12 protein-coding genes are annotated in these 12,619 nt (G+C 67.0%); all 12 read right to left on the bottom strand.

Annotation, left to right across the window (positions count from 1 at the left end):
* Positions 1–2,025, bottom strand: a 2,025-nt coding sequence (gene pnp, locus RMO01_RS00245; protein WP_309627039.1) for a polyribonucleotide nucleotidyltransferase, incomplete at its 3' end; no start/stop codon positions are given.
* 242 nt (positions 2,026–2,267) lie between these two features.
* Entirely contained in the window at positions 2,268–2,537 is a 270-nt protein-coding gene (gene rpsO, locus RMO01_RS00250; RefSeq protein WP_077353982.1) for a 30S ribosomal protein S15, read from the bottom strand.
* A gap of 15 nt (positions 2,538–2,552) precedes the next feature.
* Positions 2,553–3,482 carry a tRNA pseudouridine(55) synthase TruB gene (gene truB / locus RMO01_RS00255; protein WP_309627040.1) on the bottom strand — a complete coding sequence of 310 codons (930 nt, stop codon included), beginning with the start codon at positions 3,480–3,482 and terminating at the stop codon, positions 2,553–2,555.
* A gap of 2 nt (positions 3,483–3,484) precedes the next feature.
* Complete coding sequence (rbfA, locus tag RMO01_RS00260; protein WP_309627041.1) at positions 3,485–3,940, bottom strand: 30S ribosome-binding factor RbfA; 456 nt, start codon at positions 3,938–3,940, stop codon at positions 3,485–3,487.
* A 61-nt stretch (positions 3,941–4,001) separates the two neighbouring features.
* Positions 4,002–4,688 (bottom strand): DUF2459 domain-containing protein, encoded by a 687-nt coding sequence (locus RMO01_RS00265; RefSeq protein WP_309627042.1) that lies wholly within the window; start codon positions 4,686–4,688, stop codon positions 4,002–4,004.
* Entirely contained in the window at positions 4,688–5,185 is a 498-nt protein-coding gene (locus RMO01_RS00270) for a hypothetical protein (protein WP_309627043.1), read from the bottom strand. The genes RMO01_RS00265 and RMO01_RS00270 overlap by 1 nt, the downstream gene beginning before the upstream one ends.
* 125 nt (positions 5,186–5,310) lie before the next feature.
* Positions 5,311–8,358, bottom strand: coding sequence for a translation initiation factor IF-2 (gene infB, locus RMO01_RS00275; protein WP_309627044.1), 3,048 nt, complete (start codon positions 8,356–8,358; stop codon positions 5,311–5,313).
* Between the two features lie 120 nt (positions 8,359–8,478).
* A complete protein-coding gene (locus RMO01_RS00280; protein ID WP_309627045.1) occupies positions 8,479–9,159 on the bottom strand; it encodes an RNA-binding protein in 681 nt (226 codons plus the stop codon).
* A gap of 15 nt (positions 9,160–9,174) precedes the next feature.
* The gene (gene nusA, locus RMO01_RS00285) at positions 9,175–10,923 is read right to left on the bottom strand and encodes a transcription termination factor NusA (protein ID WP_309627046.1); all 1,749 of its coding nucleotides are present in this window, start codon (positions 10,921–10,923) and stop codon (positions 9,175–9,177) included.
* The gene (gene rimP, locus RMO01_RS00290; protein ID WP_309627047.1) at positions 10,923–11,531 is read right to left on the bottom strand and encodes a ribosome maturation factor RimP; all 609 of its coding nucleotides are present in this window, start codon (positions 11,529–11,531) and stop codon (positions 10,923–10,925) included. The genes nusA and rimP overlap by 1 nt, the downstream gene beginning before the upstream one ends.
* Before the next feature lie 186 nt (positions 11,532–11,717).
* Positions 11,718–12,080, bottom strand: coding sequence for a hypothetical protein (locus RMO01_RS00295; protein WP_309627048.1), 363 nt, complete (start codon positions 12,078–12,080; stop codon positions 11,718–11,720).
* 80 nt (positions 12,081–12,160) lie between these two features.
* A complete protein-coding gene (dut, locus tag RMO01_RS00300; RefSeq protein ID WP_309627049.1) occupies positions 12,161–12,610 on the bottom strand; it encodes a dUTP diphosphatase in 450 nt (149 codons plus the stop codon).
* Positions 12,611–12,619 lie beyond the last annotated feature (9 nt).

Below are 12,619 nucleotides of genomic sequence, written 5' to 3' on the forward strand. Positions count from 1 at the left end.
GACCTCTTGACCCTCGGACAGGACGTCAGCCGGGTTGGAGACGCGTTCCAGCGAGATCTGGGACACGTGGACCAGGCCGTCCTTGGCGCCGAAGAAGTTCACGAAGGCGCCGAAGTCGACGACCTTCACGACCTTGCCGGAGTAGATCATGCCGGGCTCGGGCTCGGACACGATCGACGAGATCCAGTTCTTGGCGGCGTCGATCTTCTCTTGGTCCGAGGCGGCGATCTTCACCGTGCCGTCGTCCTCGATGTTGATCTTGGCGCCGGTCTTTTCGACGATCTCACGGATGATCTTGCCGCCGGTGCCGATGATGTCGCGGATCTTGTCGACCGGAACCTTGATGGACTCGATCTTCGGCGCGTACTCGCCGAGCTCGGTGCGAGCGCCGTCGATGGCCTTGTCCATCTCGTCGAGGATGTGAAGACGGCCGGCCGACGCCTGGGCGATGGCCTTCTTCATGATCTCTTCGGTGATGCCTGCGACCTTGATGTCCATCTGCAGCGAGGTGATGCCGTCACGGGTGCCGGCGACCTTGAAGTCCATGTCGCCCAGGTGATCTTCATCACCCAGGATGTCCGACAGGATGGCGAACTCGCCCGACGGCTCCAGGATCAGGCCCATGGCGATGCCCGAGACGGGCTTCTTCAGGGGCACGCCCGCGTCCATCAGCGCCAGCGAGGCGCCGCAGACCGAAGCCATGGAGGACGAACCGTTGGACTCGGTGATCTCCGACACGATGCGGATCGTGTAGGGGAACTCTTCCGACGTCGGCAGCATCGGACGGATCGCCCGCCAGGCCAGCTTGCCGTGACCGATTTCCCGACGGCCCGCGCCGCCCATACGACCGGTCTCGCCGACCGAGTAGGGAGGGAAGTTGTAGTGCAGGAGGAACTTCTCCTTGTAGGTGCCGGCCAGCGAGTCGACGTACTGCTCGTCCTCGCCGGTGCCCAGGGTGGCGACCACGATGGCCTGGGTCTCACCGCGGGTGAACAGGGCCGAACCGTGGGTGCGCGGGAAGACGCCGACTTCCGAGACGATGTCACGGACCTTGTCGAGCGCACGACCGTCGACCCGGTGAGCGTTGTCGATAATGTCGCGACGCAGGACGTGGGCTTCGCATTCCTTCCAGGCCGTGCCGAACTTGGCGGAATCGACGCCGTCCGGGTTCTCGTCGGTCTTCACCAGGGCGGCCGAGGCCTTCTTCTTGGCGGCGCCGACGGCCTCATGGCGAGCATGCTTGCCGGGGTGGGTGTAGGCGGCCTTGATGTCTTCGCCGACGAGACCCTGGATCTGGGTGACGACGTCGGAGTGGTCCTCGGCGGTGAAGTCGAACGGATCCTTGGCGGCGTGCTCGGCCATCTCGATGATCGCGTCGATCACCGGCTGCATGCCGCGGTGCGCGAACATCAGGGCGTCCAGCATGACCTGCTCGGACAGTTCCTTGGCTTCGGACTCGACCATCATCAGGGCGTCCTTGGTGCCGGCGACGACGAGGTCCAGCTGCGACTCAGGCAGTTGGTCCAGCGTCGGGTTCAGCACGAACTCGCCGTCGATATAGCCGACCCGTGCGGCGCCGATCGGGCCCATGAAGGGCACGCCCGACAAGGTCAGGGCGGCGGAGGTGGCGACCATGCCGACGATGTCGGGATCGTTCTCGAGGTCGTGCTGCAGCACGGTGATGACGACCTGGGTCTCGTTCTTGAAGCCCTTGACGAACAGCGGGCGGATCGGACGGTCGATCAGGCGGGAGACCAGGGTCTCCTTCTCGGTCGGACGGCCTTCACGCTTGAAGTAGCCGCCCGGAATCTTGCCTGCGGCGAAGGTCTTTTCCTGGTAGTTGACGGTCAGCGGGAAGAAATCCAGGCCCGGCTTGGGTGCGCGACCGTAGACGACGGTGGCCAAGACGATGGTCTCGCCATAGGTGGCCAGAACGGCGCCGTCGGCCTGGCGGGCGATACGACCCGTTTCCAGCGTCAGCGGGCGGCCGGCCCAGTCGATCGTCTTGCGTTTGATATCGAACATGTTTCGTCTTTCGTAGCCCGGGCGGCGTATTCCGCGCGGGATCCCATCAGTGGGGCTGGAGCGTCGGGCGTTCAGTCCTTCGGTCCAAGGATCGTCGCGCCATCGCGATCGACCCGGGAAGAAGAGGACCGGTCTGGCCCTCGCGTCTGCGCCGATACAAACCGCGGCGCGCGGGTGGTCTCTGGATGCGGAAAGAGGCGCGGACGTGGCCCGCGCCTCGAAACTGTTTCCGCGTGCTGCGCTTAGCGGCGCAGGTTCAGCTTGGTGATCAGGGCGGTGTAACGCTCCTTATCGACCTTGGTCAGGTGGTCCAGAAGGCGACGACGCTGCGAGACCATCTTGAGCAGGCCGCGGCGCGAGTGGTTGTCCTTCTTGTGCGTCTTGAAGTGCTCGGTGAGGTTGGCGATGCGTTCCGAAAGGATCGCGACCTGGACTTCGGCCGAACCGGTGTCGCCTGCGGTGCGGGCGTTCTCGGCGATGACTTCGTTCTTACGCTCAGGCGTAATCGACATCGTGTTTCTCCAAAATTAGAGATTAAAAACGCGGTCGGGTTCTAGCCGGCCGGCCCGCATCTGACCGAGAGCGACGAGGGTCTGACCCTGAAAGGCGGAAACGGTGCGAGAGCCGTCCCGAAGGCGGCTCTTGAGCGTCTCGACCTGTCGGGGGAGCAGAACGATCGGTCGTCCCTGACGAAGCGAGAAGGCGTCCTGTTCCGTGACGGCCAGCTCCGGGATGTCGTCCAGGGCGGTCGCAACGGGCAGCAGGCCTTCCAAGGCGGCGTCCCTATGCACCAGATCGGTCAGGAAATCCAGCGTGACGCTGTTCTCGACCGAAAACGGCCCCACCCGCTCGCGCCGCAGGGCCGAGACATGCCCTTCGGCGCCCAGCATGACCGCCAGATCGCGGGCCAGCGAGCGGACATAGACGCCCTTGCCGGTGCGGATGGTCAGTTCGATGTGATCGGCGTCCGGCGCATCCGTGACCTCGGCCTCGTAGATGGTGACCCGGCGGCTTTCCAGCTCGAAGTCGGCGCCCTCGCGGGCCAGGTCATAGGCGCGCTGGCCGTCGACCTTGATGGCGCTGAAGCGGGGCGGGGTCTGGTCGATCTCGCCGACGAAGGTCGGCAGCACCGCAGTGACGGCTTCCGGCGACGGACGCACGTCCGAGCGGCCAATGATCTCGCCCTCGCGATCGACGCTGTCGGTCGAGACGCCCCAGTTGATGGTGAAGCGATAGACCTTCTCCGCCTCCATCATGAACGGCACGGTCTTGGTCGCCTCGCCCAGCGCGATCGGCAGGATGCCCGAGGCGAGCGGGTCCAGCGTACCGGCATGCCCGGCCTTCTGGGCGTCGAACAGGCGGCGGACCTTCGATACGGCGTCGGTCGAGCCCATCTCGAACGGCTTGTCCAGGCACACCCAGCCGTTGACGACGACACCCCGTTTCTTGCGGCCCACGCCTAGTCCTCGTCGTCTTCGACGGGCGGCACGAAGGAATCGGCGCGGACGCGGGGGTCGTCCAGCAGCCGGTTCAGACGCTCGGCGGCGGCGAAACTCTCGTCGTGGCGGAAACGCAGATCCGGCGTGAAGCGCATGTCGATATGGCGGCCCAGGGCGCCGCGCAGGAATTTGGCGTGGACGTTGAGCGCCTTGATGATCTCGTCGATATGGCCGGCCGTGTCCGAGGTCTCGATTCCCGCGCCCAGGGGTTCGACGAAACAGGTGGCGTGCTTCAGATCGGGAGAAAGCCGGACCTCGGTCACCGTGACCGACACGCCGATCAAGGCGGGATCGCGAATCTCGTTCTCGCGCATGACCTCGACCAGGGCGTGGCGGATCATTTCCGAAGCGCGCAGCTGGCGCTGGCTGACGGTTCCGGCCTTGGCGGCGGGTTTGGAGGATTTTCGGTTGCTCATGGAGGTCGTCCTGTTCGCCGCCGGGGATCGGACCCGGCCGGTAAAAGCGAAGGCGCGGGGTCTAGTCCTGTCTGGCGCCGGTGTCCAATTGGGCGCGATCCACGGCGGCGATGATCTCTCCGGCGGTCACGGAGCGCAGCGGCCGGATCGGCAGGCCCGCTGAATTCAACACCCGGGCGGTCCAGCTGTTGCACAGGTAGCCGATCCAGAAATGCTCCCGACTGGCGAAGAAGTGAGCCCCGTCGCCACTCCGCGCCGTCGACGGGCGAGGCCTGCCCTCCACCAGCGAGAGTGAATCCTGCACCCGGCCGCGCAGACCGGCGAAGGCCTCTGGCGACAGGACGAGGGTGCGTCGGCTCTCGGGCGCGAATCGCATTGCAGGATCGCCTGCTTCCGGGTCCAGCATCACGACCGAGGCGTTGCCCGGCCGGAAGAAGGCGCGAAGGCCGTCGGGAATCCGGTCTTCCATGGGGCTGGTATCGACGAAGAATTTCGCATCGCCCCAGCCGATCAGGATCCAGTCCCCTGCGCCCACCGACCGTGACGCCTCGGCCAGTGGGCCGCCGCCGGCTTCCAGCGCCGCACGCGGCACGGCGAGGTCGGTGTGGAAGCCGTTGTTGAGCACGTGCAGGGTGACGCCGGCCTCTGGCGAGATTGCCGTCGCCGGCTCGCCCGGACGGGTCCAGGTCCACAGAGCAGCGCCCAGCCCCAGCAGTCCCGCCAGCAGCATCGCCCCCACGCTCCGCATCAGTCGGCGTCTTCGACCGAAGCGCGAGGCGGCAGGCTCCATTCACCGCGATAACTGTAGGACAGGGTCACGCAGTAGCGGAACGTTCCGTCGGACCAGCGCCCCGCGCCGTGCATGGCCATCGGCCGCCCTGCCCGGACCCGGCCGACGACCAGGAAGGTGGCTTCGGCGCCGGGGCACAGGGCCCGCGCCAACCCCCGGCCGTCGCCTTCCTGGGCGATGGAATAGACGGTGCTTTCGCCGGCGCCCTCCGGCAGGGCGCGTCGCGCCTCATCCGGGCCGCCACGCGATATGGTCGCAGACCCCCGGGCGGTGGTGGAGATGATCCGCCGGACGCTGACCGCGCCGAACCATCCGCGCTCGACCTCCAGCGTCACGCCGCGCGTCAGGGCGGTCGTGACCCGGTCGGAGGGGTCGAACGCGAGATAGCGGGTGTCGGCCGTCGCCGGCGTGGCGATGGCGACGAGCGTCAGAACAGCGAGCATACGGTGAAGCATGACGTCACTTCATACCGCGACTTGCGGCGGAAGGGAGGCGGCGGCCCCTCCCGATCGCTGCGCGACAGGGAGGGGACAACCGCTCTCAAGCAGCGAGACGCCGCGCGTCGAGCGGTAGCGCGCTACTAGAGAGTGCGCTGGATTTCTTCGACGGTGAAGCACTCGATGTAGTCGCCGACCTTGATGTCGTGGAAGCCCTGGAAGTGCATGCCGCACTCCTGACCCGACGGCACCTCGTTGACCTCGTCCTTGAAGCGCTTGAGCGTGGCGAGCGTGCCCAGCTCCAGGACGACGATGTCGTCGCGGATGATCCGGACCTTGGCGCCCTTGCGGACCACGCCCTCGGACACCCGGCAACCGGCGATCTTGCCGGTTTTCGAGATATCGAAGACCTGCAGCACGGCGGCGTTGCCGAGGAAGGTTTCGCGTTGCAGCGGAGCCAGCATGCCGGACAGAACGCCCTTCATGTCGTCCAGCAGGTCGTAGATGATCGAATAGTAGCGGATCTCCACGCCTTCACGCTCGGCAAGATCCTTGGCCTGTTTCGAGGCGCGGACGTTGAAGCCGAGGATCGGGGCGCCTGCCGACTTGGCCAGCTGGACGTCCGACTCGGTGATGCCGCCGGCGCCGGAATAGATGACGCGGGCGCGGACTTCGTCGTTGCCCATCTTCTCCAGCGAACCCTGGATGGCCTCGCCCGAGCCCTGGACGTCGGACTTGATGAGGACCGGCAGTTCCGAGATCTTCTTGGATCCCAGCTTGGCCATCATGTCGACCAGGCTGACCTGGTTGATGCCGCCGGTGGCCTTCTCGCGCTTGATGCGCGACCGGTACTCGGTCAGCTCGCGGGCGCGGGCCTCGTTCTCGACCACGGCCAGGGGTTCGCCGGGGCTCGGAGCCTCGTCCAGGCCCAGAATCTCGACCGGCACGGACGGACCAGCCTCGGTCAGCTGCTCGCCACGTTCGTTCAACAGCGCGCGGACACGGCCGAAGCTGGAGCCGGCGACGACCAGATCGCCCTTCTTCAGCGTGCCGCGCTTGACCAGGATGGTGGCGACCGGGCCGCGACCCTTGTCCAGCTTGGCCTCGATGACCACGCCTTCCGCGGAGCGTTCCGGATCGGCCTTCAGGTCCATGACCTCGGCCTGCAGCAGGATGGCTTCGATCAGGCCGTCCAGATTGGTGCGCGCCTTGGCCGACACCTCGACGATCTGGGTGTCGCCGCCCAAGGCCTCGCCGATGATTTCGTACTGCAGAAGTTCGTTGACGACCTTCTGCGGGTCGGCGTCCGGCTTGTCGATCTTGTTGACGGCCACGATGATCGGAGCGCCCGCAGCCTTGGCGTGCTGGATGCTCTCGATCGTCTGCGGCATGACGCCATCATCGGCCGCCACCACCAGGATGACGATGTCGGTGACGTTGGCGCCGCGGGTCCGCATGGCGCTGAACGCTGCGTGGCCCGGGGTATCCAGGAAGGTCACGGCCTCGCCCGACGGCGTCTTCACCTGATAGGCGCCGATGTGCTGGGTGATGCCGCCGGCTTCGCCCGACGCGACGTCTGTGGTGCGCAAGGCGTCAAGCAGGCTGGTCTTGCCGTGGTCGACGTGGCCCATGATGGCCACGACCGGCGCACGGGGCGTCGTCGCCTCGTCGTCGATATCATCGGACAGGAAGCCGGCCTCGACGTCGGATTCCGAGACGCGACGCACGGTCATGCCGAACTCGTCGGCCACCAGTTCGGCGGTGTCGGTGTCGATGACGTCGTTGATCTTCATCATCAGGCCCTGTTTCATCAGGAACTTGATGATGTCGACGCCGCGCACGGCCATCCGGTTGGACAGCTCCTGCACGGTGATGACGTCGGGGATGACGACTTCGCGCGGACGGTTCGGCGCATCGGTGGACCCGCCCTTGCGCTTCTCTTTCTCACGTTCGCGGGCCCGGCGGACCGAGGCCAGCGAACGCATCCGCTCGGCCGTGTCGCCGTCGCCGGCCACGGACTGGATGGTCAGGCGGCCTTCGCGGCGTTTGGGCTCGCCACGCGTGCGGCTGACGGCCTTGCCCGCGTCGGAGAAACGCTTGTCGCGATCGTCCTCAGGCTTCAACGGCTTGGCGAAGCCGCCGCCGGGGGCGCGGGCCGGGCGCAGAACATTGGCCTCGGCCGGAGGGGCGTTCGGGGCCGGACGACCGCCCGGGCCCGTTCGGGCGCCGCCGGGACGGGCCGCGCCCGCAGCGGGGCGCGGGTTCAGGGCCGAATAGCGGACCGGCTCGGCGGGTTTCGCCGGAGCGCCCCCAGGACGGGCGTTGGCGGGACGGTCGGAATAGGATTTCTCACCACCGCCCATGGCCTCTTCACGCGCCGAACGGGCGCCGAAGGCGGGACGGTCGATCGGGGCGCGGGCGGGGTTCGGCGCCTTGGGCACGCGCTGGCCGAAGTTCACGATCGGACGCGCCGGCGGCGCCGGACGGGCCGGAGCGACGGGCGCGGGAGCCGGGATCGGTTCCGGCGCGGCGGCGACCGGAGCGACGGGCTCGGGAGCCGGCGGCGGCGGCGCGACGACAGGCTTCGGGGCCAGCGGCGCGCGGGCGGCAGGCTTGCCGGGCGGCAGCGGCGCGGCCGCCGTCAGCTTGGAGGCTTCAGCACGGGCGGCCTCGGCTGCTGCGCGTGCTGCCGCGGCCTCGGCCTGGGCGGCGCTGGCGGCGGCGGCGGTCGCGGCGGCCTGATCGCGAGCAGCGGCGTCACGACGCGCCTGTTCGGCGGCCTGGGCGGCGGCGCGTTCGGCCTGGGCATGGGTCGCCGTCTCGATGGCGCGACGTCGGGCTTCCTGTTCCTCGTTGGACAGGCGGCCGCCGGCGGGCTGCTGCATCTGCGGACGGGGCGAGGGCGCCTGCGGGGCCGGTGTGTCGGAACGCGGCCGCGCGACATCGAAGCCCGCCGGACGCTGATGTCCCCCAAGGCCCGGAGCGACCGGGGCGCCCGGGCGGCGCTTGGTCTCGACCACCACCGTCTTGGTGCGGCCATGGCTGAAGCTCTGGCGCACGGTGCCGGTCGAAACCGATCCCACGGCGCGCGGCTTCAGGCTCAGCGGCGCCCGCGGTCCCGTCGTGGACGGAGTCCCGGTAGGGGCCTGCGGAGCTTGGCCGTCGTTGGTCTTGTCGTTCTCGTCGCTCATCCGGTCGCTTTACTCGTGGGCGGAGAAGTCCGCCGCGTCTTAGTCAAAAATCGTCTCGTTACCTGGAAACGCAAAAAGTCGTGCGGCGTCCGCCCCTCGAAAGAGGCCTGACCCCGCCCGTCAATCCGCCCGTTCAGGCTCGTCCTTCGGGTCCTCGTCCGACCCGTCCCCGCGAGTGGAACCCGGATGATCCAGGTCCCAGGCCGCAGGCCGAAGCGATCGAAATCCCGCCAGTCGTTCGACCTCGATGGTCCAGCGATCGGCTCTGCCGCCACGCAGCAGGACGCCGTGTATCGCATTTTCCAGCCCAAGGGCCAAACTCAAATCATCCGCGCTGAAGGCGCCGCAGACCTTGGTCGTCTGATGTCGGGCCAGAGCGGCGAGCTTTCCGCGTCCATCCGCCGATCCGTCGGCGGCCTCGATCAGCCATGCGGCCTTGCCCGACCGGATCGCCGCAGCCGATTTCTCGAAGCCTGAGATAAGTACGCCTTCACGCCGGGCAAGTCCCAGCTGGTCCAGACAACGGCGAACCAAAAGGGTTTCGACCGTATCGGCGAGATCGGCGGTCGGTTTCAGAGGAGCCTTGGCCGAGCGCGAGAACAGGTTTTTCTTCACGGCCGCGTCGACGGACGCCCGCGAGGCTTCCACCCACATGCCGCGGCCGGGCAGCTTCCTGCCCAGATCGGGAGCCACCATGCCGTCCGGGCCGGCGACGAAACGGATCAGTCGAGATTCATCCATGGCCTGGTGGGTCACCAGGTCCCGGCGCTCTCTATCGATCGTCGCGTCGCGCAGGCTCATGGACAGCGCACCTCATCACGCGTCGGGGGTCGGCTCGAGGTCGTCTTCGACCTCGGCGTCATCGGCGGTGACCTGGGCTTCGGCATCGCCCTCGGGGGCGGCGTCGAACACGGCCTCGGGATCGTACTCGCCCTCGGCGTACTCTTCCTCGTATTCGGGCTCCGGCGGCTGCGGCAGTTCTGAAGCGTCGATCCAGCCGGCAGCGACGCGTGCCTGCAGGATCAGCAGTTCGGCGTCTTCCTGGGCCAAGTTGAAGCTTTCCAGCACGCCGGCGACCTTGGTCCGCTCGCCATTCTTCATCTCGTAACCGCCACGGATCTCGTCGGTGGCCAGATCAGCCAGGTCCTCGACGGTCTTCACGCCGCCTTCGCCAAGGGCGACGGCGATCGGAAGGGTCACGCCCGGAACGGCCATGACCTCGTCCAGCACGCCCAGTTCGACGCGTTTGGCGTCCAGAATGGCGGACTGCTTCTCGAGATAGTCGCGGGCGCGGGCCTGCAGCTCCTCGGCAGTGTCTTCGTCGAAGCCTTCGATCTCGGCGACTTCGTAGTTCTCGACGAAAGCCAGGTCCTCGATGGTGGCGAAGCCTTCAGTGACTAGCAACTGGGCGATGACCTCGTCCACATCCAGGGCTTCCTGGAACAGGGTGGTGCGCTCGCTGAACTCGCGCTGGCGACGCTCGGAGTCCTGCGATTCCGTGATGATGTCGATCTGCCAGCCGGTCAGCTGGGAGGCCAGCCGGACGTTCTGGCCGCGACGGCCGATGGCCAGCGACAGCTGCTCGTCCGGTACCACGACCTCGACGCGGTCGGCTTCTTCGTCGAGCACGACCTTGGAGACTTCAGCCGGGGCCAGGGCGTTGACGATGAAGGTCGGCTCGTCCGGGTTCCACTGGATGATGTCGATCTTCTCGCCCTGCAGTTCGGCCACGACCGCCTGGACGCGCGAGCCGCGCATGCCGACGCAGGCGCCGACGGGGTCAATGGAGGAGTCGTTCGAGAGCACGGCCATCTTGGCGCGCGAACCGGCGTCGCGGGCGGCGGCGCGGATCTCGATCACGCCGTCGTAAACTTCCGGCACTTCCTGGGCGAACAGCTTGGCCATGAAGCCGGGGTGAGCCCGCGACAGCATGATCTGCGGACCCTTGGCCTCCGGGCGGACGTCGTAGATGTAGGTGCGGATCCGGTCGCCGATGTTGAACACTTCGCGCGGGATCGACTGGTCGCGGCGCATGATGCCCTCGCCCCGGCCCAGGTCGACGATGGTGTTGCCGTATTCGACGCGCTTGACGGTGCCGTTGACGATCTCGCCGACCCGGTCCTTGAACTCTTCGTACTGGTTGGCGCGCTCAGCCTCGCGAACCTTGCCGGTAATGACCTGACGAGCCATCTGGGTCTGGACCCGGCCGAACTCGAACGGCGGCAGGTCCTCGACGTATTCCTTGCCGACCACGGCTTCGGCGTCACGCTTGGAGGCATCGGTCAGGCGAACCATGGCCGAGTCGTTGAATTCTTCCAGCTCGTCTTCCGGCATCCAGTCGTCCTCGACGATGGTGACGTGACGCGTCAGGGCCAGTTCGCCCGTCTTCGGATCGATCTTGGCCCGGATGTCATGATGGGCGCCGTAGCGCGACTTGGCGCCCTTCTGGATCGCTTCTTCCAGAGCCTCGATCACGATCTCGCGGTCGATGTTCTTTTCCTGCGCGACCGCATTGGCGATCTGCAGAAGTTCCAGGCGATTGGCGGAAATACCGGTCACGGCCATCAGGCGTCGTCCTCAGAAGTCTTGGCGTTGTTTTGGTCTTCAGGCGCGCCGTCTTCGGGAGAATGGGCCGGCAGGCCGTCGTCTTCGGGTTCGCCCCGCGCGGCGCGGATTGCGGCTCCGCGTTTCAGAAGGGCGTCGTTCATGACCAGCTTGGCGTCCACCAGCCAGTCGAAAGGGATCAGGGCGGTTTCTTCCTCGCCGTCCAGGTCGATGGCGATGTTGTCGCCGTCGGTGCCGGCGACGATGCCCTTGAAGCGCTTGCGCCCCTCGATCATCCGGTCCGTCTCCAGACGCGCCTCCAGGCCCTCGAACAGGTCGAAGTCTTTCAGGCGGGTCAGAGGCCGGTCGATGCCGGGCGAGGAGACTTCCAGCAGATATTCGCCGGCGATCGGGTCGGCAGCGTCCAGAACCTCGGACATGGCCCGGCTCAGACGGGCGCATTCGCCCACGTCGATGTCGTTGTCCGAAGGCCGCTCGGCCATGACCTGCAGGCGACGACGCAGGGTCCCGCCCATCAGACGCACGCGCACGATATCCAGGCCGACCGATTCCGCGACGGGATCGATCAGCTCCAGGATCTGGCGGTCTTCGACGGTCTTGGCGCGCAAGCGGGTTCTATGCTTCTGGATTGGCCGTCACCCGGAGGGTGTACAGCGGGCAAAAAGAAAAGCGGTCGGCCTCCACGGCCGCCGCTTTGAACGACGCCGTTGGACGCCGGTCTAACGATGTAGGAGGCCATATAGACCCCAATCGCCGAAAGTAAAAGGGCGGACGCGAACGCCCGCCTTCAGACTCTAGTGGGCGTGTGCGCGGTGACGATGACCACCGCCCAGCAGGGTCTTGAGGAAGAAGAACACGGCGATGATCACCGAGAAGGCCAGGAACAGGGCTAGGACGGTCATCCAGAACGCCATGCCCATCAGGTCCGGCAAGGCGAAGGCGCCGCCATCCAGCATCGGCCTCAACAGGCCGACGAGGATATAGACCAGGGTGGCGCCCAGAGCCGTGCTGAACAGGCTGCGCCAGGCGGGCATCATGAAGGCGGCGATCAGGGCGATGACCAGGCCGACCACCTGATTGACGGTGTCGAAGCCGCTCTGGGTCAGGGCGAACAGCCCCTGCAGCAGATTGCCCAGCTGGGCGAAGAACTCTTCCATCACGCAACGCTCCGGATTTGCTACGGCCCAGCTTGGCCGTCGGCAGGGTTAACGCCGGTCTGCGGGAATGGATGCTTCCTCTATCGACCCGTGGATCCGAAGCCCCCGGCGCCGCGCGCCGTATCGTCCAGGGTGTCGACCTCGACGACCGTCGCCTGGGCCACGGCGGCGATAACCATCTGGGCGATGCGGTCTCCGCGATTGATGACGAACGGCTCCCGACCCAGGTTGATCAGGATCACCCCGACCTCGCCGCGATAGTCGCTATCGATCGTGCCCGGCGTGTTGGGCGCGCTGATGCCGTGCTTCAGGGCCAGGCCCGAGCGCGGCCGGATCTGCGCTTCCCAGCCCTGTTCCAGGGCGATCTTCAGACCGGTCGGCACCAGGGCCCGCGCGCCAGGTTCCAGTGTCATCGGCGAACCCGCCGGGACGGCGGCCCTCAGGTCCATGCCCGCCGAACCGGCGGTCTCATAGGTGGGCAGGGCCAGACCCTCGGCGTGGGGCAGGCGCAGGATACGGAGGGTGCTCAAGGAGAGGCT

The sequence above is a fragment of the Brevundimonas sp. genome (assembly GCF_031412435.1).
Taxonomy (GTDB): domain Bacteria; phylum Pseudomonadota; class Alphaproteobacteria; order Caulobacterales; family Caulobacteraceae; genus Brevundimonas.

Coding starts and splice junctions, on each gene's coding strand:
- nusA (WP_309627046.1), bottom strand. CDS start 10,923: ATGGCCGTGACCGGTATTTCCGCCAATCGCCTGGAACTTCTGCAGATC.
- RMO01_RS00270 (WP_309627043.1), bottom strand. CDS start 5,185: ATGCTTCACCGTATGCTCGCTGTTCTGACGCTCGTCGCCATCGCCACG.
- infB (WP_309627044.1), bottom strand. CDS start 8,358: ATGAGCGACGAGAACGACAAGACCAACGACGGCCAAGCTCCGCAGGCC.
- RMO01_RS00295 (WP_309627048.1), bottom strand. CDS start 12,080: ATGGAAGAGTTCTTCGCCCAGCTGGGCAATCTGCTGCAGGGGCTGTTC.
- RMO01_RS00280 (WP_309627045.1), bottom strand. CDS start 9,159: ATGAGCCTGCGCGACGCGACGATCGATAGAGAGCGCCGGGACCTGGTG.
- rbfA (WP_309627041.1), bottom strand. CDS start 3,940: ATGAGCAACCGAAAATCCTCCAAACCCGCCGCCAAGGCCGGAACCGTC.
- RMO01_RS00265 (WP_309627042.1), bottom strand. CDS start 4,688: ATGCGGAGCGTGGGGGCGATGCTGCTGGCGGGACTGCTGGGGCTGGGC.
- rpsO (WP_077353982.1), bottom strand. CDS start 2,537: ATGTCGATTACGCCTGAGCGTAAGAACGAAGTCATCGCCGAGAACGCC.